The 23,571-nt window shown below is 37.5% G+C and carries 17 protein-coding genes; 2 read left to right on the top strand and 15 right to left on the bottom strand.

Features of this window, described 5'->3' with window-relative positions; genetic code table 11:
• Positions 1–78 precede the first annotated feature (78 nt).
• The 4 genes from RNZ46_RS05890 to RNZ46_RS05875 all read right to left on the bottom strand — a co-directional run bounded on the left by RNZ46_RS05890 (position 79) and on the right by RNZ46_RS05875 (position 3,303).
• On the bottom strand, positions 79–822 hold the full coding sequence (locus RNZ46_RS05890) for a metal ABC transporter ATP-binding protein (protein ID WP_316984453.1): 744 nt from the start codon (positions 820–822) through the stop codon (positions 79–81).
• A gap of 115 nt (positions 823–937) precedes the next feature.
• The gene (locus RNZ46_RS05885; RefSeq protein ID WP_316984452.1) at positions 938–1,849 is read right to left on the bottom strand and encodes a metal ABC transporter solute-binding protein, Zn/Mn family; all 912 of its coding nucleotides are present in this window, start codon (positions 1,847–1,849) and stop codon (positions 938–940) included.
• Positions 1,850–1,853: 4 nt separating this feature from the next.
• Positions 1,854–2,657: a transporter gene (locus RNZ46_RS05880; protein ID WP_316984451.1), complete on the bottom strand. Its 804-nt coding sequence runs from the start codon at positions 2,655–2,657 to the stop codon at positions 1,854–1,856.
• Positions 2,644–3,303, bottom strand: a complete 660-nt coding sequence (locus RNZ46_RS05875) for a metal-dependent transcriptional regulator (RefSeq protein WP_316984450.1) — start codon at positions 3,301–3,303, stop codon at positions 2,644–2,646. The genes RNZ46_RS05880 and RNZ46_RS05875 overlap by 14 nt, the downstream gene beginning before the upstream one ends.
• Before the next feature lie 121 nt (positions 3,304–3,424).
• On the opposite strand from RNZ46_RS05875, the gene RNZ46_RS05870 reads away from it, so the two are divergent.
• A complete protein-coding gene (locus RNZ46_RS05870; protein ID WP_316984449.1) occupies positions 3,425–5,452 on the top strand; it encodes a S9 family peptidase in 2,028 nt (675 codons plus the stop codon).
• 1 nt (position 5,453) lies between these two features.
• Here the strand turns inward: RNZ46_RS05870 and RNZ46_RS05865 are convergent, their stop codons facing one another.
• The 6 genes from RNZ46_RS05865 to RNZ46_RS05840 form a co-directional block, all read right to left on the bottom strand.
• Entirely contained in the window at positions 5,454–5,594 is a 141-nt protein-coding gene (locus RNZ46_RS05865; protein WP_316984448.1) for a FeoB-associated Cys-rich membrane protein, read from the bottom strand.
• Between the two features lie 79 nt (positions 5,595–5,673).
• The gene (gene feoB, locus RNZ46_RS05860; protein WP_316984447.1) at positions 5,674–7,773 is read right to left on the bottom strand and encodes a ferrous iron transport protein B; all 2,100 of its coding nucleotides are present in this window, start codon (positions 7,771–7,773) and stop codon (positions 5,674–5,676) included.
• Entirely contained in the window at positions 7,766–8,002 is a 237-nt protein-coding gene (locus RNZ46_RS05855; protein ID WP_316984446.1) for a FeoA family protein, read from the bottom strand. Before RNZ46_RS05855 ends, feoB begins: the two co-directional genes overlap by 8 nt.
• Before the next feature lie 266 nt (positions 8,003–8,268).
• Positions 8,269–9,306 (bottom strand): aldo/keto reductase, encoded by a 1,038-nt coding sequence (locus RNZ46_RS05850; protein WP_316984445.1) that lies wholly within the window; start codon positions 9,304–9,306, stop codon positions 8,269–8,271.
• Positions 9,307–9,580: 274 nt separating this feature from the next.
• Positions 9,581–10,540 carry an OmpA family protein gene (locus tag RNZ46_RS05845; RefSeq protein WP_316984444.1) on the bottom strand — a complete coding sequence of 320 codons (960 nt, stop codon included), beginning with the start codon at positions 10,538–10,540 and terminating at the stop codon, positions 9,581–9,583.
• Between the two features lie 32 nt (positions 10,541–10,572).
• Positions 10,573–11,334, bottom strand: a complete 762-nt coding sequence (locus RNZ46_RS05840) for an exodeoxyribonuclease III (protein WP_316984443.1) — start codon at positions 11,332–11,334, stop codon at positions 10,573–10,575.
• A gap of 164 nt (positions 11,335–11,498) precedes the next feature.
• Between RNZ46_RS05840 and RNZ46_RS05835 the strand changes: the two genes are divergently transcribed.
• Positions 11,499–14,897: a DUF8818 domain-containing protein gene (locus tag RNZ46_RS05835; protein WP_316984442.1), complete on the top strand. Its 3,399-nt coding sequence runs from the start codon at positions 11,499–11,501 to the stop codon at positions 14,895–14,897.
• A gap of 105 nt (positions 14,898–15,002) precedes the next feature.
• Here the strand turns inward: RNZ46_RS05835 and RNZ46_RS05830 are convergent, their stop codons facing one another.
• The 5 genes from RNZ46_RS05830 to RNZ46_RS05810 form a co-directional block, all read right to left on the bottom strand.
• Positions 15,003–15,743, bottom strand: a complete 741-nt coding sequence (locus tag RNZ46_RS05830) for a succinate dehydrogenase/fumarate reductase iron-sulfur subunit (protein ID WP_316984441.1) — start codon at positions 15,741–15,743, stop codon at positions 15,003–15,005.
• Between the two features lie 10 nt (positions 15,744–15,753).
• On the bottom strand, positions 15,754–17,769 hold the full coding sequence (locus RNZ46_RS05825; RefSeq protein WP_316984440.1) for a fumarate reductase/succinate dehydrogenase flavoprotein subunit: 2,016 nt from the start codon (positions 17,767–17,769) through the stop codon (positions 15,754–15,756).
• 2 nt (positions 17,770–17,771) lie between these two features.
• Positions 17,772–18,458 (bottom strand): succinate dehydrogenase cytochrome b subunit, encoded by a 687-nt coding sequence (locus tag RNZ46_RS05820; protein WP_316984439.1) that lies wholly within the window; start codon positions 18,456–18,458, stop codon positions 17,772–17,774.
• Between the two features lie 109 nt (positions 18,459–18,567).
• The gene (locus RNZ46_RS05815) at positions 18,568–21,411 is read right to left on the bottom strand and encodes a VPS10 domain-containing protein (protein ID WP_316984438.1); all 2,844 of its coding nucleotides are present in this window, start codon (positions 21,409–21,411) and stop codon (positions 18,568–18,570) included.
• Positions 21,412–21,758: 347 nt separating this feature from the next.
• Entirely contained in the window at positions 21,759–23,537 is a 1,779-nt protein-coding gene (locus RNZ46_RS05810) for a T9SS type A sorting domain-containing protein (RefSeq protein ID WP_316984437.1), read from the bottom strand.
• Positions 23,538–23,571 lie beyond the last annotated feature (34 nt).

Genomic DNA, 23,571 nt, shown 5'->3' with positions numbered 1-23,571 from the left:
TTGTCATTCCTGCGAAGGCAGGAATCCATTTGTGTTTTTACTTCTATTCATGAGATTCCTGCCTTCGCAGGAATGACACTACTCCTGAATACTCACTTTGTAATTAATGCCGTAGGTTTTGGTTAAGTTATCGTCGTTAAAAATATCCTTAACTGGACCTGTTGCAATTTTTTTCACATTTAAAAAGGTTACCCAATCAAAATATTCTGGAACGGTTTGCAAATCGTGATGCACTACAATAACTGTTTTTCCGGCTTTTCGCAGTGCTTTTAAAATATTGATAATCGCTATTTCGGTTGAGGCATCAACACCCTGAAAGGGTTCGTCCATAAAATAAATAGATGCATTTTGTACCAAGGCCCGCGCCAAAAAAATACGCTGTTGTTGTCCGCCGGAAAGCTGACTTATTTGTCTCCCTTTAAAAGATAGCATGCCTACTTTTTCTAAGGCTTCAAGTGCTGCTTTTTTCTCTTTTTGCCGCGGACGTTTTATCCAGCCCAAACTGCCGTAAGTCCCCATCATCACAACATCCAAAGCGGTGGTTGGAAAATCCCAATCCACACTGCCTTTTTGGGGTACGTAAGCGACCAATTTGCGTTGCTCATCATATGGTTTTCCGTAAATAGTAACACTACCGGCAATGGGTTTTAAAATGCCCAAAACTGCTTTTATTAGCGTAGATTTTCCTGCGCCATTTGGCCCGACAATAGCCATAAGCACCCCTTCTGGGATTTCTAAATCGATATCCCAAAGTACGGGTTTGTAGTTGTAGGCTACGGTTAAATCGTCTACTTGTACTGCGATGTTCTGTTTAGACTCCATATTTTCTTTTTATATGTCATTGTGAGGTGGGAAACGATGTAACAAACTCTTCAATTCTAAGTTTTAATTTAACAGATTCTCACGTCGCACTTTTGGTACTCCTCAGAATGACGTTTCATTTCAAAGCACTCACAATCGTATTTACATTATATTCGAACATGCCAATATAAGTGCCTTCAACCGTTCCGTCATTGCCCAAGGCATCAGAATATAAGGTACCTCCAATTTCTACCTTATGCCCTTTTGAGTTCACGGCGGCTTGCAACGCTTCAATGGTACGCTTGGGCACAGAGCTCTCAACAAAAATAGCTTTTACATTTTTATCAATAATGAAAGCTGCTAATTTTTGAACATCTTGAACGCCAGCTTCGGTGGCTGTTGACAATCCTTGTAAGCCAACCACTTCGAAACCATAACTTTTTCCAAAATAATTAAAAGCATCATGTGCCGTAACTAATATCCTTTTTTCTTTTGGAAGGGTTTCAATGATGCCTTGAATTTTGCTCTGCAGTGTATCTAATTTCGCTAAATACTGCTTTTCATTTTCATTATAGTTGGCTGCATTTTTTGGGTCTTTTTCAGATAATACCGAAGCCACTTTGCTGGCAAATTGTTTAAAGTACGCGATATTAAACCAAACGTGTGGGTCGTAATTTGATGCAAAATAATCGGAACCAATTAAGGTGTTTTTATCAATCTCTTCGGCTAAAGCAATAGGTGTTTTTGTTTGGCTTTCCATTTTTTCGAAGATTTCAACCAATTTACCTTCAAGGTGTAATCCGTTATAAAAAATAATATCGGCATTTACCAATTTCGACACATCGCCTTCGCTGGCTTTGTAGAGATGCGGATCGACACCGCTTCCCATTAAACCTTCAACATTTACATAGTCGCCACCAATGTTTTTTACCAAATCGGTAATCATTGTTGTTGTGGTGACAATGTTGAGTTTGCCGTTTTCTTTTTTATTGTTTTTACAACTAAAGATTATTGCTAAAATGAATACTATAAGTATGTTTTTCTTCATATTCTTAATTTTGATTTGATGGAATTCTAAAACTTACTCCAGCACTTATTAATATGTCTTGTCCTTTGGTAATGCTAGAGCCAACGGTGGCATCCAATTGCACATTGTTGTTAATTAAATAAGTTAGGCCCGCGTCCCATAAATGGTTGGCTTTACTGTTTTCTGGCAAATCGCCGTACAATTCCGCGTAAGCGCCCAATTTATTTGTAATACTTTGTCCGAATGCAATAGTGTAAACGTAAGAAGCCTCAGGAGAATCGTTGCCCCAAGCTGCCCCGAGGTTATAAGATAAACTTGTGTTTTCGCTAAGTGTATGTGCAAACGCAAGCCTAAAATCGACACCTGTAGTTTCTGGTTTATAATCTGTACTTGCTGTAAAGGGTAAATACAAATGCCCCAATAAACCTATTTCCGGGAAGCATCCGTTTTCTTTGGCGATACTAGTTTTAACACCTAACAACAGCGGGTTAAATCCGCTTGAAATGTTGTTTAAAGTGTTTCCGTTTATCTTGGTTTTGCCTTCAACAAAATCCCAACCTAAACGCAATTCTAAATTATCCAAAAGCCCATATCGCACTAAAGTTGTATTAAACGTAAAATCTTCGGTCTTTATATTATTGGTTTTAAACGACTCGTAGGATGTCCCTGTTTCTACTTGCAAAAATCTTTTGGGGACTACATTTGGCGACTCGGTTTGATCTGGTCTATCTGTAATTAAAGGCGCTAGCTCTTTTTTTTCTTGAGCCCATAAAAAAGTGGAAGCAAAAAAAGTTAAGCCAAAAAATAGGTTGCTTTTAGTTGGTTTCATTAACATAAATAATATTTGTAAAATCTTGGTTTAAAATAATGGTGTTGTTATTTATTAAAATTTGAGTCATTTTATTTTTACTGAATTGTTTGGTAACCACAATGGTGTTTCCGTATTTCAATCCGTTTAGTGCGCAAAAGTCAAAGAATTCTTTATCGTCACTCATTAATCTCGATATGGTGTAGGTTTTCCCTTCTTGGGTGTTTGCAAGAGCAATCGAGTGGTCTTCGGTTGTAATTTCGCCTTGAGCATTCGGTATGGGATCGCCATGCGGATCGAACTTAGGATTGCCCAGATATTCACTGATTTTATTGGCTAAAAAATCGGAGGTTTGATGTTCTAATAATTCAGATTCTCTATGAATTTCGTGTAATGACATATCGAACATTCTAAATAACAAAGACTCCCAAAGCCGATGTTTCCGCACCACATTAAGCGCCATTTTCGTGCCTTTTTCCGTAAGCTTTAACTCTTGGTATTTCTCGTAATGTAGTAAGTCTCTAGTCGCTAGTTTCTTAGCCATATCGGTGGCAGCCGCATTGGATATGCCCAGTTTTTTGGCAATATTACCAGGTTTGGTATCATTACTATCATTCTTGTCGTTTTTGTAAATGGCTTTTACAAAATTCTCTACAGCTATAGACATTTATTGTTTGTTTAATTAAAAATTTAAGTAAGCTTAAATAATTTTCAAATATAACTAAAAAAATTAATTCTCAAACCAAACACTATAATTATTAACTTTAAACTTTTAAAAAGAAATATTTATGAATCGTGTTATTGTCTTTCTAGTTTCAGTCTTATTGTTAAATACTGTATATGGACAGATTAAAAAAGAACCATTTCAGCCTTTGGATGTTTTTGAGTTAGAGTGGGCCTCAGACCCTCAAATTTCACCTGATGGAACACAAATTGTTTACAAAAGAAATGGGTTTGATATTATGAAAGATAAGTCTAAAGGAAATCTTTGGATTATAAATATCGATGGCTCGTCGCACAAAAAATTAACCTCCCGGGAAGTTAACGAATCGCAAGCAAGTTGGTCGCCCACGGGCGATAGGATTGCATTTACAAGCGCCACTGAAGAAGGCTCAGAGCTATATATGTATTGGGTTGATTCGGGGCACATTGCAAAACTGTCCCAACTGGAAAAGTCACCATCTTCATTAACTTGGTCGCCCGATGGCAAGCAGCTTGCGTTTACCATGTTTGTTTCTCAAAAAGCCCCTGTTGTTATAAAAATGCCAGCTAAACCCAAAGGCGCAACTTGGGCAAAACCGGCGAGAATAACAGATAGATTGAAGCATGAAGCCGACGGAAAAGGGTATATGGAACCGGGGTTTACGCACATTTTTACAATTCCCGCTGAAGGCGGAACCGCAAGACAAATCACTTCTGGGAATTATAACCATAGTGGCAATTTTTCATTCTCACCCAACGGAAAAACCATTTATTTTTCTGCTAATAGAAGCGATAATTGGGAGTATGAATTTAGGAACAGCGAAGTTTATAAAGTTAATATTGAAACCAAAAACATTACGACGCTTACCTCACAAACCGGACCGGATTATTCGCCAAAAGTATCTCCAGACGGAAAAACCATTGCTTTTTTATCGTATAAAGACAAGGTGCAGGCATTTCAAACCATGCAACTTAATGTTATGAATACAGATGGGAGCAATCGGCGTATTATATCTTCAAGTTTAGACCGCAGCGTATCTAATATTTCTTGGGACAACTCGGGTAAAGGCTTGTATTTTACATACGATGATAAGGGGAATTCTAAAATCGCTCATATTACTACTTCAGGAAGAATAACAAAGCTTGCCGATAATATGGGCGGCACAACAATTGGTCGTCCTTATGCTTCTGGCTCCTATTCGGTGTCTAATAATGGCACTATTGTTTTTACCAAATCTACGCCAAATTACCCTGCGGAATTGGCTGTTATTCAGAATAAAAAATCAGTAAAGAAAATAACAAATTTGAATGCCGATATTTTAGATTATAGGCAATTGGGGCAAACCGAAGAAGTTTGGTACAAATCGAGTTTTGATGGTCGAGATGTTCAGGGTTGGATTGTAAAACCACCTTTTTATGATGCGTCGAAAAAATATCCGTTGTTGGTGGAAAATCATGGTGGACCTATTCTAAATTATGGCGATCGTTTTACCGCAGAAATCCAATTATATGCCGCTGAAGGTTATGTGGTTTTTTACCCCAATCCTCGCGGAAGTACAAGTTATGGTGAGGAATTTGCAAACTTGTTATACAATAATTACCCCGGCGAAGATTATAATGACGTTATGGATGGTGTTGATTATTTGGTTGAAAAAGGCATCGTAGATAACAACAAGCTTTTTGTTACGGGCGGAAGCGCGGGCGGTATTATGACCACGTGGATTATAGGGAAAAATTACCGATTTAAAGCTGCCGTGGTGGCGAAACCCGTTATAAACTGGATTAGCAAAACCTTGGTTGCCGATAATTATTACGGTTATGCTAACTCGCGTTACCCTGGGCAACCTTGGGAAAACTTTGAAACCTATTGGAAGTTTTCGCCCATATCGTTGGTTGGTAATATTGAAACGCCCACGATGGTTATGGTTGGGATGAATGATTTACGTACGCCCCCAAGTGAAGCGAAACAACTCTATCATGCCTTAAAATTGCGAAAAATTGAAACGGTTTTAGTTGAAATTCCTGGAGCTTCTCACGGTATTGCCAGCAAACCAAGTAACTTAATAAGTAAAGTGGCGCACACTTTGGCTTGGTTTAAAAAATATAATGAATAGTTTAATGGCAGCCGCAACCATCGTCGCCACCGCAAGCTTTGGCTGTTTTCTTTTTTGGCTTCCAAACAAATTTGAGCACTAAAAACCTAATCGCAAAAGCGAGCACCGAAAAAGCTAATATGTTTTGTATTATGGTATTCATGTTTATTTTGTCGAGATTATTTTAGTTTCATTTCATAAAATGCCTTCCCGATAGCTATCGGGATTCGCAGGCATAACATTTATTTTAAAAGTTGAAAAGCGATTAATGCTACCACATAGGCGAAAGCACTCATAATGATGAGTTGCCACATGGGCCATTTCCAACTGTTTGTTTCTTTTTTTACAATGGCAAGCGTACTCATACATTGCATGGCAAAAGCGTAAAATAGCAACAGCGAAATGCCCGATGCAAAATTAAATAATGGTCCGCCTAAAATGGGGTTTACCTCTCCCGCCATTCGGTTTTTAATAGTTTCTTCTTCATCACTTCCTACACTGTAAATGGTTGCCAGCGTTCCTACAAACACCTCGCGAGCGGCAAAACTACTTACAATGGCAATGCCAATTTTCCAATCGTAACCCAACGGGCGAATTGCGGGCTCTATAGCTCTTCCGGTAATACCAATAAACGAATGTTCTAACTTATACGATGCGATGTGTTGATGCAATTCATCTTCAGTTAAATTTTCCGAGGCATATTCCGCTTTTACAATATTTTCGGCATTGTTAAAATCTTCCCCGGGGCCATAAGAAGCTAAAAACCACAGTACGATTGATATGGCAAGAATAATTTTACCGGCACCAAATACGAAGGCTTTTGTTTTTTCAACGACCGTTAAAGCCACATTTTTAATTAAAGGAAGCTTGTAATTAGGCATTTCAACCACAAAAAACGACTTGCTTTTTATCTTCAAGATTTTGTTTAAAATATAGGCCGAAAACACCGCAGTGCCAAAACCAATAAGATATAAAAGCATTAAGGTTAGCGCTTGGTAGCTTAAACCTAAAAATCGTTCATCAGGAATTACCAAGGCAATAATAATGAGGTACACAGGAAGTCGTGCCGAACAGGTTGTAAATGGGGTTACTAAAATGGTGATTAGGCGCTCTTTCCAACTTTCAATATTACGGGTTGCCATAATAGCGGGAATAGCACAGGCGGTACCAGAAATTAGGGGTACTACACTTTTTCCGCTTAAACCAAAACGACGCATAACGCGGTCCATTAAAAACACTACCCGACTCATATATCCACTTTCTTCCAGCACAGCAATAAATAGAAATAAAAAGGCGATTTGTGGAATAAATATAACGATGCCGCCTAGACCTGGAATAATGCCATCGGCTAATAGATTGGTAAAAGCCCCGGCAGGTAATTTATCGTTTGTCCATTCGCTTAAGGAGGCAAAAACACTATCAATAAAGTCCATTGGTACGCTGGACCAATCGTAAATAGCTTGGAAAATAGTGAGTAAAATAACAAAGAAAATAAGATAGCCCCATACTTTATGGGTTAAAACCCGGTCTAATCTTGCGCGTAAATCTTTGGCTTGAGACGCATCAATGGTTTGTCCTTTTTTAAGCACGTTGTTTATAAACTGGTAGCGCTTAATGGTTTCTTTTTGCTGTAACCGTTTTAATTCACTTTCGCTTTTTGTTTTAAAGCTAGCGATGGCTTCAATTTCATTTCTGTCCGTTTTTCCAAAATTCACATCCTGTGTAATAACCAACCATAACTTGTATAATAATTGGTTTGGAAACGCTTTTTTTAGGTTGCCAAAATATTCTGCATCAATTTCTGAAGCATCTATACAAGGCGTTACCGAAACATCTTTATAATTGGCAATTAAATCTTTTAAATGATCGACGCCTTGGTTTTTTCTAGTACTTACCAAGGCAATTTTGGTTTCTAAATGTTTTTCTAAATAGGGAATATCTAAAGAAATGCCTTTGTAATTCATCCGGTCTGCCATATTAATAACAAGCACCGTTGGAATTTCTAAATCTTTAATTTGGGTAAACAGTAATAGGTTTCTTTTAAGGTTTTCCACATCGCTTACAACCACGGCGATATCGGGGAAATCTTTGTCGTTTTTATTAAGCAGAAGCTCAATTACAACATTTTCATCAAGTGATGAGGCGTTTAAACTATAGGTACCGGGTAAATCGATAATATGCGCTTTTACACCGCGTGGCAATTTGCAAATACCTTCTTTTTTTTCGACGGTAATACCGGGGTAGTTGCCCACTTTTTGGTTTAATCCTGTAAGTGCGTTAAAAACCGAGGTCTTGCCAGTATTTGGGTTACCTATTAAGGCTACATTTATTTGCTTACTCATCTGCTATTTTTTCTATTAAAATATGAATAGCCGTTTCTTTTCTTATCGCTAAATGCGTGCCGTTTATGTTTAAATACATAGGATCTGCAAACGGAGCAACCTGTAAAAGTTGTACAGGGTTCCCTGGTAAACATCCCATTTCTAAAAGTTTTAAAGGGATGTGAATGGACGAAACATCAGTAATAATGGCTCGTTCTCCGCGTTTCAAATTTGCTATTGTATCTTGCAAGCTTATTTAGATTGATTTTAAAGAAGCAAAAATAAGGTAAACTTTAGAAGTTTAAAAGTTTTGGTGTGTAAATAATTATTTGGACGCTGTTATAACTCGTAAACAGGGATTTGGGTTTGTGCTTTTCTTTCGAAAGTCACTTTTTATGATTATCTGAAAGCTACACACCAAAATCAAAAGTCAACCTCGTTTTTAGTTAAATCGTAGGTGCTTTAAGAACTTATTTTTATTTCTTCATCGTGTGATGCAAATCATAAATCAATTTTTTAAGGCGCAGGATTAGGAATGGTGTCATGTACCTCATTAATTTGAGCTAGAATCTCATCACTTAAAACCATATTAATACTGTTAATATTTTCCTTGAGTTGTTCAACATTGGTAGCCCCAATAATATTGCTGGTTACAAAGGGTTGTTGAGTGACAAATGCCAAACTCATTTGGGCTAAACTCATGTTGTTATCTTCAGCTATTTTTAAATACTTTTTAGTAGCCTCGGTGGCTTGCGGGTTTGTATAACGCCCAAATCTTGGAAACAGTTTTAAACGCGCATTATCTGCTGCGGTTCCTTTTATGTATTTTCCGGATAGCACGCCAAATGCCATGGGTGAATAAGCCAATAAACCAATATTTTCACGGATGGAAACTTCGGCCAAATCGCCTTCGAATGTTCTGTTTAATAAGGAATACGGATTTTGAATGGTTGCCATTCTGGGTAAATTATGCGCTTTGGATTCTTCTAAATAACGCATGGTTCCCCAAGCTTTTTCGTTTGAAATACCTATGTGTCGAATTTTACCTGATTTAATAATGCCATCAAACGTATGCAGGATTTCGTTAAAATTATCTTGCCATGCGTTTTCCGAATTATGTTTGTAATCTCTAATTCCAAAGTAATTGGTGTCGCGTTCTGGCCAGTGCAACTGATATAAATCAATATAATCGGTTTGTAAACGTTTTAAACTGTTGTCGACAGCCTCTTTGAGCGCTTCTGGCGCAAAACCATTGGTACGAATGTGTGCTGTATAATCGCCATTACCGGCTATTTTTGAGGCTAAAACCACTTTATCGCGATGACCAGTTTTTGCAAACCAATTGCCAATAATGGTTTCGGTAGTACCGTAGGTTTCTGGGCTTGCTGGAACGGCATACATTTCGGCTGTATCCCAAAAGTTTACACCTTGCTCCAAGGCATAGTCCATTTGTGCAAAGCCGTCGTTTTGGTTGTTTTGGTTTCCCCAAGTCATGGTGCCCAGGCAAATTTTACTGATTTTTATATTTGTATTTGGTAGTGTTGTGTATTTCATAAATAATGTATTTGATAGTCCCGAGAATCCCGATAGTTATCGGGAGGGAATTTTTTTAATTGAAACTTAATCTTTGATTATGGATTCCTGCTTTCGCAGGAATGACATAGCGTTTAGATTTTTAGATTGAGCGTAAAGATAAAAAACCTTTAAAAGCTATTAAGGCTTTTAAAGGTTTTTTATGCGTTAGGGATTGCAGTGGAAATCCTTTTTGTGAGGCACGAGCAAAAAGATTGGGAACGAAAAGCCCGACCTGAAAGGGAACGCCAAAATTTTAATGCTCGTTTAGCAATTTAGAGAGTTCATCTAACTTTGGTGTTAGAATAACTTCGATTCGTCTGTTTTTTGCTTTGCCTTCGGGTGTGTCGTTTGTTGCAATTGGCGCAAATTCGCCACGACCGGCGGCAGTTAAATTTTCAGGGTTTATGGATGGGTTTTCTCTAAGAATATTTACAATGGCCGTGGCGCGTTTGGTAGACAGGTCCCAGTTGCCGCTTAAGTTTCCGCTACCTTGATAGGGTGCATTATCGGTGTGGCCTTCTATTAAAACGGCGATGTCTGGATTAACGCCCAATACACTACCTAATTGCTGAACCGCTCTACGACCCTCGGCGCCCACTGCCCAACTTCCTGAACTGAACAATAGCTTGTTTTCCATGGATACGTATACTTTTCCGTCGCGCTGTTCAACGGTTAATCCTTTGCCCTCAAAATCGGTTAAGGCTCTTGAAATGGCATTCTTAAGTGCGGTCATTGCTGCGTCTTTCGAGGCGATTACACTTTCTAATTCTGCGACACGGTCGGAGCGTTGTTGCAACTCTTTTTTAAGTTTTGCCAAACGTGCGTTTTCGGCTGCCAATGCTTGTTCCTTGGCTTCTAATTGCGCTAATAACTCTCTGTTTTTCTTGGAGTTTTCGGCAATTGAAGCCGAACTATTTTTCTCTAAGGCCGTATACGAAGCTCTTAAATTATCTAAATTAGTTTTCGTGGCATTGTAATCGGCTTGTAGTTTATCGCGTTCAGCAACTGCTTCATTATAGGCTGCTGTAAGCTGTTTTAGTTCGTTTTCAGCTGTGTTTTTTGCGTTTAAAAGGGCATCGTTTTCATCTGAAAGTTTTCGGTTTTCCTGTTTTAAATTGGCATACTTGCTTTCTAATTCTTTGTATACTTTAGGCGATACGCAAGAAGCTACCAGCACTAAGGTTAATACTTCTAATGTGATTTTTTTAATCATGATTATGGGTTAAATTTATTGTTCGTTAAATATTAAATTTCAATTTCTAATAATATGGGGCAATGATCGCTATGCACAGCGTCAGAAAGTATAACGGCTCTTTTAATGTTTTCTTGTAATGGCAGTGAAACCATGGCGTAATCTAGACGCCAACCTTTATTATTGGCACGGGCATTGGCGCGGTAACTCCACCAACTATATTGCTGTAATTCGGGATGTAAAAACCTGAAGGAGTCAATAAATCCGCTATCTATAAAGTCGCCAATCCATTCGCGTTCTACGGGTAAAAATCCAGAAACGCCTTTCATTTTAGGGTTGTGGATGTCTATTTCTTCATGACAAATATTGTAATCGCCACAAATTATCAGATTCGGAATGTCCTTTTTCAGCGTATCGGTATAGTCTTGAAACATAGCCATGTATTTCAATTTATGGTTTAATCGTGCGTCGTTTGTGCCCGATGGTAAATACAGGCTCATTACAGAAACCCCATTAAAATCGGCACGCAGGTTTCGTCCTTCAAAATCCATAGACTCGATGCCTGTACCATATTCTACATGATTGGGTTTTATTTTACTTAAAATGGCTACACCGCTATAGCCCTTTTTTTGGGCACTAAACCAATAGTTGTACTTATAGCCTGCGTCTTCAAACAGACTTAAATCCAACTGCTCTTTCATGGCTTTAATCTCTTGCAGGCAAACCACATCTGGATTGGCACTTTTTAACCAGTCGATAAAGCCTTTGTTAATGGCGGCGCGAATGCCGTTTACGTTATATGATATAATTTTCATCTTAATTCTTTATTTAGACCTGTTAGGTTTTAAAGCCTAAGAGGTCTTTCAAATTTGTTTCAGCTAAAATAAATAATGCGTTACATTTACACTATTATTTGTTTAAGGAGTTTTAACGAAGCTATTAACAAAATATTTTAGGCGTATTGCAGTTTAAGTATCTGATGAAGTTTTTTACATGCATTTTTATTATTTTGATTGGTTTTTGCGGGTTTTCCCAAAACCAAAATCCGAATTACAAGACTAAAAAAGTTGCTGTAAAAGATACCATAAGAATTGATAGTGTTAGCATTAATCCCAGTTCGTTTTCAATGAAACGAAAGGATAGCTCTGTAATCGATTCCACATATTACAAAGTAGATTTTGCTAAAGCACTTTTAACTTTTAAAAGACCCATTGCAACAGATTCTATCATCATTGATTATTTGAAATTCCCCGATTTTTTAACCAAAACCTATAAGCAATTGGATGAAAACATTATTGTTGAAAACAACAGTAATACCCAAACCTTGTATAAATTATCGCAACCCAACGCGTCCAAAAATTTCATTCCTTTTGATGGCTTAACAACCTCAGGGAGTATTTCGCGCGGTGTGACTATTGGCAACAATCAAAACTCGGTTTTAAATAGCGAACTCGATTTGCAAATTATAGGGAAATTAAACGATAAAGTGTCGTTACGAGCCTCTATTCAAGATGCCAATATACCATTGCAAGAAAGCGGTTATTCGCAGCGTTTGGATGAATTTGACCAAGTGTTTATCGAACTGTTTAGCGATAATTGGAAGATTCGTGCCGGCGATATCGATTTGGTAAATACCGATTCGTACTTTGCAAGTTTTTCAAAGCGTGTTCAAGGATTCAACATTAATGCGAAATTGGGTAACGACGATGCACAAACCAATCTATTTGCTGCTGGAGCTTTTGTGCGCGGGCAATTTACAAGAAGCGAATTTAAAGCACAAGAAGGCAACCAAGGTCCGTATAAATTACAAGGTGAAAATGGTGAATTATTTGTACTTATTGTTTCGGGTAGCGAAACGGTTTATGTGAATGGCGTTGCCGCAAAAAGGGGTGAAAATCAGGATTATATCATCGATTATAATGCGGGCGAGATTATTTTTAATTCTACATTTCCCATCACTTCCGAAATGCGTATTACGGTCGATTATCAAGTTAGCGAGCGCAATTATTCGCGTTTGGTGGCTTTTGGTGGCGGACGTTTTGAAAACGACAAACTCAAACTTGGAGTTTCGGTGTATTCTGAAAATGATGCGAAAAACCAGCCTTTGCAACAAAATTTATCGACCGAACAAGTACAGATATTGGCAAATGCTGGTGATGACAGAGCACAAATGGTGGCACCGTCTGAGGTTTTAGAGGCTTTAAACGAGAATAGAATTTTATACAAAAAAGAACTTATTGGTGGAAACTTAGCCTTTGTGTTTTCCAACAATCCGGACGATGAATTGTATCGTGTCACCTTTACACAAGTTGGCGAAAATCAAGGCGATTATATTTTAAGCAGCGTGAATGCCATTAATAATATTTTTGAATATGTTGGCATTAATCAAGGCAATTATGCGCCCATTATTCAATTGGTTGCGCCCACAAAACTACAGATTGCAGTGATTAACGGAAGCTATAATCCCACTGAAAAAACAGCCATTCAGTTTGAGGCTGCGGGTAGTAAAAACGATTTAAATCTGTTTTCTAATTTTAATGATGAAGACAACGATGGATTTGCTGGTAAACTAAAGGTAACCCAAAACATCATTAAAAATGATAGCCTTTGGAATTTAAACGCTTTTATTGATGGCGATTATATTCACAAAAACTTTAAAACCATTGAACGATTATACAATGCTGAATTTTCTAGGGATTGGAATATTGAAAACCCTTTGGGGAATCAGCAGTTTACAAAAACAGGTTTACAATTGGTTCATCCAAAAAAAGGGATAGTAAATTATCAGTTTGAACATTTGGAATTCTCTGAAAATTTTAACGGAAACCGACATGTTACAAATATAAATTTGTTTTTAAATAACTTCAATATCAATTCAAATTCTAGTTTTTTAAACGCACAGTCAAATATAAATTCATCAACATTTTTAAGGTCGTACAACAGCATAACGTACGGGATGCAAAACAGTTGGATTGGCACAAAATTAGCGATTGAAAATAATGAACAAAAAGATAATGCGACCCAAATTTTAACACCTTTAAGTCAGAAATTCAAATCGTACGAAGTATTTGCTGGGGTTGGTGACAGCACTAAGGTTTTTGCAGAATTTGGATTTAAAAACAGAGTAAACGATAGCGTTCGCAACAATGATTTACAAAAAGTAAATACATCCAATACCTTTTATTTGGATTCTAAACTCATTCAAAACACCAACACCAATTTGTCGCTTTTTGCTAATTACAGAACCCTAAAAAGTGAAGAAGACGGTATTGACGACGAGCAGTCTTTAAACTCCAGATTACAGTTTAATCAAAAACTTTTTAAACAAATTATTTTGTGGAACACTGTTTTCGAAACCAATTCGGGCACCTTGCCGCAACAAGATTTTACTTATGTGGAAGTTGAACCCGGACAAGGCAATTACACGTGGATTGATTACAACGCCAATGGCATTCAAGAATTGGAAGAGTTCGAGTTGGCGCAATTTCAAGATCAGGGAAAATACATTCGAGTTTTGTTGCCTAATCGTATTTATTTAAAAACACATCAAAATAGGTTGAGCCAAACGTTGACTATTAACCCGTCGCAGTGGGCGGTGAGCGAGGAAAAGTCGAAGAGTTTTTGGTCGCATTTTTACAATCAAACCAGTTATTTAATCGATAGAAAAATTAAAAGAGATGGTAATAGCTTTAACCTTAACCCTTTTGAAAATGATGAAAATAACCAATTGGGTTTACAGTTAAATTTTAGAAATGTGTTGTTTTTTAATCGCGGAAAACAGCGTTACACCACATCGTACACCTATTTATCCAATCAATCCAGAAATGTTTTATCCATCGGTTTTATCGAAAACAGCCTGAAAAGCCATCAGTTTCATTTTAATCATAAAATTGAAGAAAGTTGGTTGCTGTCATTTCAAACGGCTTTTGATAAAAATAAAAGCCTCAGCGAAAATTTTACCAGCAAAAATTACAATTTTGATGAAACGCTTTTCAACCCAAAAATCTCTTATTTATTTAATGATAATTCGCGTTTCGATATCTTTTACCAACATACTAAAAAGGAAAACACCATTGGTGGTTTTGAAACTTTAAAGCAACAAAAATATGGTGTATCATTTGCATTTTCAAATAAAGAAAATCATGCGATAAATGGTGAGTTTAATTATTTTTCGAATGCGTTTAACGGCAATGCGAACACACCCGTTTCGTATCAAATGTTAGAAGGTCTTCAACCCGGAAAAAACTTTACATGGAGTTTATTGGCGCAAAAAAAACTGACTGATTTTTTGGATTTAAATCTAAGTTATTTTGGTAGAAAAACAGAAACCAGTAAAACCATCCACACGGGAACCATTCAACTAAAAGCTTACTTCTAAGTCATAAAAAAAACTCCTAAAAAAGAATATTTTAAGAGTTTTTTATTTTTTTATAATGAGATAATGAATCAATCCCGATAGCTATCGGGACAGCATGGCAAAACACTAAATATTAGCCTTCATGAGCTCTCTATTCATACGAGCAATGTTTTCTAAAGAAATCCCTTTAGGGCATTCAATTTCGCAAGCACCGGTATTGGTACAGTTTCCAAAACCTTCTAAATCCATTTGATCTACCATGTTTCTAACACGATCGGCAGCCTCAACTTGACCTTGAGGAAGTAAAGCGTATTGAGACACTTTTGCACCAACAAATAGCATGGCACTTGAGTTTTTACAAGTAGCCACACAAGCACCACAGCCAATACATGCCGCAGCATCCATGGCTTCATCGGCATCGTGTTTTGAAATTGGAATAGCGTTGGCATCTTGGGTATTACCAGATGTATTAACAGAAATGTAACCACCGGCTTGTTGGATGCGCTCAAACGACGTTCTATCAACCACCAAATCCTTAATTACAGGAAATGCCGCAGCTCTAAACGGTTCGATTGTAATGGTGTCGCCATCTTTAAAGGACCGCATGTGCAATTGGCACGTGGTTATGCCTCGGTCTGGACCATGTGGTTCTCCATTTATAAACATAGAACACGTACCGCAAATGCCCTCACGACAATCGTGATCAAAGGCTATGGGTTCTTCGCCAGAGTTTACTAACTGTTCGTTCAAAACATCCATCATTTCTAAAAAAGACATGTGCTCTGAAATATCAGCAACTTTATAATCGACCATTTGACCCTTTGCATTTGAGTCTTTTTGTCTCCAAATTTTAAGTGTTAAATTCATAATGTCAATCTTATTTGTACGAACGTTGTTTGAGTTCTATTTCTTTAAATTCTAATTCTTCTTTATGTAATACGGCATCAGCTGGTTCGCCTTTATATTCCCAGGCGGCGACAAAAGCGAAATTTTCATCGTCACGTTTGGCTTCGCCTTTTTGTGGTCCGGATTCCTCAGCAGATTCTTCTCTAAAATGTCCGCCGCAAGACTCCGCACGCATCAAAGCATCTTTAGCAAACAGCTCGCCCAATTCTAAGAAATCGGCAACACGACCTGCTTTTTCAAGCTCTGGATTCATTTCATTTGCTGTACCCGGAACAAAAACATCTTTCCAAAACTCTTCTCTAATGGCTTTTATCTCGGCCATAGCTTCTGTTAAACCTTGAGCATTTCTGGACATGCCTGCTTTATTCCACATCACATTGCCTAGTTTTTTATGGAAATAATCTACAGACTTGGTGCCTTTGTTATTCACAAAGAAATTAATTCTATCTTTAACTTCTTTTTCCGCTTCATCAAATTCTTTTGTATTGGTTGGAATTTTTCCTGTACGTATATCATCTGCTAAATAATCGCCAATGGTATATGGCAACACGAAATATCCATCGGCTAAACCTTGCATTAATGCCGATGCTCCAAGGCGATTTGCGCCATGGTCTGAGAAATTAGCCTCACCAATGCAGTAACAACCCGGAATGGTGGTCATTAAATTGTAATCTACCCAAATACCACCCATGGTATAATGTACCGCTGGATAAATCATCATTGGAGTTTTGTATGGGTTTTGATCTACAATCTTCTCATACATCTGGAATAAGTTTCCGTATTTTGCTTCTACAATAGCTTCTCCTAATTCTGTTATTTTTTCTTTTGAAGGATTTGAAATATTATGAATTTTAGCCTGCTCTTTACCGTAACGTTCAATAGCCGAAGCAAAATCTAAATACACAGCTTCACCTGTAGCATTTACACCATAACCGGCATCGCAACGCTCTTTTGCGGCACGAGATGCAACATCGCGAGGTACTAAGTTACCGAATGCAGGGTAGCGACGCTCTAAGTAATAATCGCGTTCGTCTTCTGATAAATCGGTTGGCTTTTTTCGTCCTTCGCGAATGGCCATCACATCGTCCATATTTTTTGGCACCCAAATACGACCATCGTTTCGTAACGACTCGGACATTAATGTTAATTTAGACTGATAGTCGCCCGAACGTGGAATACATGTTGGGTGAATTTGTGTATAGCAAGGGTTTGCGAAATACGCTCCTTTTTTATGAATTTTCCAAGCGGCGGTAGCGTTAGAACCCATGGCGTTAGTGGATAAGAAATAAACGTTTCCGTAACCACCAGAACCCACAACTACGGCATGAGCGGAGTGTCTTTCAATTTCACCTGTAATTAAATTACGGGCAATTATACCCCGTGCTTTGCCATCAACAATAACAACGTCGAGCATTTCGTGGCGGTTAAACATCTCTATTTTACCACGAGCTATTTGTCGGTTCATTGCTGAATAAGCGCCCAATAACAATTGCTGACCAGTTTGTCCTTTGGCATAAAATGTTCTTGATACTAAAACACCACCAAACGATCGGTTATCCAATAAGCCGCCGTAATCTCGTGCAAAAGGCACACCTTGCGCCACGCATTGGTCGATAATATTTGCAGACACCTCAGCTAAACGATATACGTTAGCTTCACGCGAACGGTAATCGCCACCTTTTACAGTATCATAAAATAACCTATACGTTGAATCGCCATCACCTTGATAATTCTTCGCGGCATTTATTCCGCCTTGAGCGGCAATAGAGTGCGCGCGTCGAGGGGAATCTTGATAAGCAAACGCCTTTACGTTATAGCCCAGTTCTGCCAAAGTTGCAGCTGCCGAACCACCCGCTAAACCTGTTCCCACAACAATAACATCGATGTGACGTTTGTTTGCAGGATTTACTAAATCGATATGATTTTTATAATCTGTCCATTTATCCTGAATTGGACCTTTTGGTACTTTTGAATCGAGTGTTGCCATATCTAAGATAATACGTATTTAAGATGATGATAAAGTGCTATAAAAATAAATCCTAATGGAACTAAAATGGAATAGGCTTTTCCAATATTTCTAAGCGTTTTTTTTCTGCCAGCCGTTACACCCATAGATTGAAAAGCTGATGTAAATCCGTGCAACAAGTGAAGCATTAAAAACACAAATGCAATCACATATGCTATGGTTCTTATATGGCTGTAAAACTTATGTGTTAACTCTTCGTGATAACGAAGACCTTCTACACCTTGCATGGTTCCAGACCAATCGCCTTGAATAAATTTGGTGTTGATTTCTGGAAACCAAAAATCGATAAAATGCAAAACAATAAAAGCTAAAATGGCAACGCCACTCCAAATCATGTTTCTGCTCATCCAAGAAGAATTTGCAGCACCGTTGTTTTTAACGTAAGCCATACCTTGGGCTTTTCTGTTTCTCACTTCTAATATAAATCCCATAACAAAATGAAACACCACACCAAAAATTAAAATGGGTTGCATTACAAATTGAATGAACCAATTGGTTCCCATAAAATGAGAAACATCATTAAAAAGATCTGCACTAAAAACAGATAAAATATTAATTGCGAAATGTTGAAGTAAAAAAAACATTAAGAAAAAAGCCGAAAGTGCCATAGCTACTTTTCTTCCAATCGAAGATTTAAAAAATCCGCTCATTATTTTTAAAGTTAGTTTATAGTTTTACAAAGGTAGTTATGGATGGAGTTATAGACAAATAACAATTGTCATGTTTTTGCTATTTAGAATGGTTTTAATCTGCATCGCTCTATTTTATAGTAATCATAGTTTTTTCAGACCCAATTTGAACACCGTATTTCCCCTTTGGTAAATAATATTTTCCATTTTCAGCTTTGTTTATTTTTATACTTGTATTTTCTTTCATTAGTATTTTTTTAGCTTTTTCAGAAATGGTTAAATCGTACGCTACAGTATTAAAACCTTTAACTGCTTTTTCAATTATTTGGTGTAATTCTGACTGGTTTTCAGATAAAATTTTAATGGTTTGTACGCCATTGTTTTTGCTGTAAAATTTAATATCCATTGAAGGCTCATAAACTTCAGACCATGCACTATAAGCGCTTCCCCAACGCATAGAATGTTTAATATCTTCAGCATCAAAAAGCACGATAGATTGATTCATTTTTGATGCGTTCATAGTTTGAAAATGTGCCACATTGGTTTTGTAAATGCCTCTTCCGTGAGTGCCTAAAAGCAAATCGTTGGCATCGGGTTGTAGCACAATATCGTGAACCGCAACTGCTGGCAATCCGTTGCTAAAAGCTTCCCAATTTCCACCGTTATTAAAACTTACGTAAGCCCCATTGTCGGTGCCTAAATATAAAATATGCTCGTTTTTTGGGTCTTCTTTAATCACATTAACTGGCGAAAGCGGAATGTTTGCCCCGATGTCTTTCCATGTTTTTCCATAATCATCGCTACTGTAAGCATACACCGAAAAATCGTCCCAACGGTAGCCGTTTAAAGTGGCGTAAACACGCTCTTTTTTGTGCTGCGATGCTATCACGCGCGACACCCATAAATCTTTGGGTAAATTGCTTGAAATATTCTCCCAACTTCCGCCACCGTTTTTAGTGATATGAATTAAGCCGTCGTCGCTTCCGGCGTAAATCAAACCGAATTGAAACGGCGATTCGCTAATACTTGTTAATGTGCCATAGGCAACATTACCAGGTTTTCCGCCATTGGTCAAATCGTTACTAATGGCTGTCCAATCATTCCCTTGATTCATGGAACGCATGAGTTTATTGCCACCCAAATACAAAATATCTTGATTGTGGGACGATAATAAAATAGGGGTTTGCCAATTAAAACGATATGGTTTTTCGCCTAACTTATGCTTTGGTTGAATATATTTTTGTTCGCCTGTTTTTCTGTTGATTCTAAAATAGTTCCCGAATTGATAACCTGTGTAAACCACATTCGATTTTCTGTTATCAATTTGAATGTGCATACCATCGCCGCCCATTAGCCTTTGCCACGGATGTTTGCCTTCTTGCTGCCATTTTTTATCCATTTTGGCATTGTGAGCACCAACCCAAACGCCATTATCTTGCAATCCGCCGTATACATTGTATGGCGTTTCGTAGTCGATATTTATGGCATAAAATTGCCCCACGGAGGTTACATTTAGTTTCTCCCAACTTTCGCCATCATCGTAGCTTATATTTAATCCACCATCGTTTCCATCAATCAAATGCCCCTGTTTGTTAGGGTTTACCCAAAGTGCTTGATGATCTACATGCACGTTTTCTTTGTTAATAGATGTAAATGTTTTGCCGCCATCCTTAGATTTTAAAATAGGCACACCCATGATATAAATACCGTCTTTGTCTTGTGGATCTACCCGTATTTCTCCAAAATAATACCCGTAACTATAATACAAATCGTCTATATAATTGTCGTGTGTTTTTTGCCATGTTTTTCCGCCATCAGTACTTTTGTAAACCTCGGCGCCAATAACTGGGGTATCGAAAAGGAGTGAATTGGCATCTTCAAGATATTTAGCTAAATCAATAGGCTTAACGCTACCGCTTCTTACCAGTTGTTTTACATTTTTGGCACGGTATTTTTCTTGAAATCCATTGGTTTTTAGAAACTCATTGAGCTTTTTGTCTTCAATATTTAAGAATGCTGAAACGGACATGGTTTTAAAATCTTCTTTGGTCAAACCGTTTTTTTTGTCTGTTTCACTTTCTGAAGTTCTTCTAAATTGGCTGTCGTGCAAGGCATAGACAATGTTTTCGTTATACACAGCCAAACCAATCCTACCAACGCCATGGCCTGTAGGGAATCCACTTTCTGAAGTTGTAATTTTAACCCAAGTATTGCCCGCGTCGGTACTTTTATATATGGCCGATTGGTTGCCACTTCCATTAAAATTCCACGCTTTTCTATCTTTTGTCCACGATGAAGCAAACATGACATTATAGTTGTTTGGAGCGTGCTGCACATCAATAATACCGCTTTCATCGTCAACGAAAAGTTTTTGTTGCCAAGTTTTACCGCCATCGGTGGTTTTGTAAATTCCACGCTCCTTATTTGGCGAATATAAGTGGCCCGTTACACCAACAACTACCTCGTTGGTATTATTGGGATTGATAAGAATCCTGCCAATGTGATGCGAGTCTGGAAGTCCAACATTCGTCCAGGTTTTACCGTTATCGGTAGATTTTAAAATACCAATTCCCGCATAACTGGAGCGCGATGCGTTATTTTCTCCGGTGCCAACCCATATGGTTTTGGTTTTCCAATCTACGGCAATATCGCCAACATTTTGAGTGTTTGACGTATCTAAAATAGGCTCAAAGGTAGAGCCGTTATTGGTTGTATGCCATACACCGCCTGAAGCGTAGCCTACATAAAACTCTGTTGGGTTTTCGGGGTTTACATCTAAATCCACAACCCTGCCACTCATAATGGTTGGTCCAATATTTTCAAAATGCACATTTTTAACCAATGAATTTTGAGTTGAGGCTTGCTTTTGTTGATTGGCTTTTTCTAAAGCTTTTGATGGTGTTGAAGGCTGTTGACTAAAGCCAAAACAGAAGCATAAAATAAAGCAAATAATAAGTTTTTGTGAAAAGCGCATGTTGAAAGGTTTTATGATTATGAAAATTAACTAATCTAAATGTTGTGACAAAATTTAACCGTTTTTATTTACATTCAAACCTGTTGTGCATTTTGAAAAAATTCTGTCAATTCGAGTGAATTTTACGATTGGAATGAGTAAAAATTGTATCGAGAATAAGAATTTTAACTTGAAATTGATTCTCGATACAATTTTTCGTGCCTCAAAATCACTCGAATTGACATATTGATATTTTTTCCATTCAAAATGCACAACAGGTACATTCAATTAAAAACTTCTGATGTGTTGAAATAAAAAAAAGCCTGTAAATGTAACTTCACAGGCTTTCACTTATTTTATAAGCTTATTTAATCTATCACTATCTTTTTTGTAATCACTGCCAAATCAGAATGAATATTTACAAAATAAACACCTTTTGATGCGTTTTGCATTTTAATGGTTTTTGTGTTTGACTGATTTGATAAATCATGTTCTGAAATCAATCGACCGCTAATATCATAAATAACGGCTTTTTGCAAATTAACATACGACGCATTATTAATATAAAATTGATCTTTTGCTGGGTTGGGGTAAAAGCTAATAGCATTGTTAAGCTCATCTTCCTCAACGCTCAATGAGCAAGAGTGGTTGGTCATTAAGGTGCTGCTACAACCTGCATCAATGGAAACGCTTCTGAGTTGTACATCGCTACCGCCAGCAATATCGTCAAAACTTAATGTTCTATTGTTTTGACCAGCACCTATTGAACGGTGCATGATGGCATTTGAATTTATAACGTGGCCCAATTGATGCCCGTGACCTAATTCATGCACAGCTACAGATTCGAAATCTGTTTTTGGGCTCACGGCTGGTTTTGTTCCGTACTCCCAATTTGTATCATCGTTAAACACAATATCCAATTCATCTACTATCACATAAGTGGTCCCAGTACTCGAACAGGTTGATGGATAGGTATAACAAACACCTAAAGTACTGGCTTCAAGTTCGTTTCCTACATCAAATCGTATAATATTAGTGCCATCCCTTTGTTGGGAGTTTATCATAGTTGTTGCTCCAATATCCCAGTTTACACCTGTTTCGCATCTCCAAGTATCAAAGGCTCTTAAAAAGGATTCTTTTGCTGCGGTATTAGCATCAAAATCAGTAAACATTTGCCAAGTATAGCCTCCAGAGCCATTAGTGTCTACATGTTGTGTTTGATATTCAAAACCTCCACTTAAAATTGTTATTTGGGCATATGGTACCGTAATATATGCTAGTCCACTAAAGTTGGATTTATTTGGTGTTGGTTCGGCGTCTTCTACTTGAATGGAACCTGTACCAGCATCACCAGGGACTTGTACTTGAATTTCTGTATTCGTCCAGCTTACTATTTGAGTATCTAATGCAGTAATTTGACCAGAAACTGAATTGGCATCTTGAAAATAAACTTTACCCATAGTTGCGCCAAAATCGTTTCCTGTAATTGTTAAAACGGAATATGTTCCTGCTGTAATGGTTGAAGGGGATACACCGGTAATTTCAATGGAAGGCCCTTGGGTTTTACTTGTCGAGCTTGTTTTAGGTTTGAAACTTTTATTTGCTAATTCTTTATAATTGGCTTTGGTTTTTGAGGTAATGGAGGTGTAAAAATTATCCTCAATCCCTTTAAACGATTTAAAAACATTATTTACCGTATTTAATTGTGTATTGTATTTGTAAAATGCTTGTGCTCCGCTATATGGGTTGTATTTTTTTAATGCGGTATTGTTGTTTGCAAGTTGCGTTTTAGAATCATACAGAAAAAACACGCCTGTTTCTCCTGGTTTTACCTGCAAACTAGGTGTTACGGTTTCTCCCATATCTCCTACCCAGCCACCTTTGGTAATTAATTCGATTTGAATAGGCGAATCTCCTTTAAACACTTTGTACACTTCAATTGTGTTGCTTGTGTAGATATTTGTATAGTCGGTGTTCCAAAATGATTTTTGAGCTATAACCTTACCTTCTATAATTAATTGGGTGTTTTCGATTTGATCATTTAAGGGCATTTCGATTAAAGCTCCTTGAGCTTGTAGTTTAGGTGTGTAGGATAGAAAAAAAAGCATTGTAAAAACAATGCTTATTAGCGTAGTTTTATTCATCATTTATTAAATTTTTTTATCAAAAATAACAAAAAAA

This window comes from Hwangdonia lutea (assembly GCF_032814565.1).
Classification (GTDB): domain Bacteria; phylum Bacteroidota; class Bacteroidia; order Flavobacteriales; family Flavobacteriaceae; genus Hwangdonia; species Hwangdonia lutea.
The sequence above is the reverse complement of the archived record's forward strand: the minus strand, read 5'-3'. Positions and strand labels throughout refer to the sequence as shown.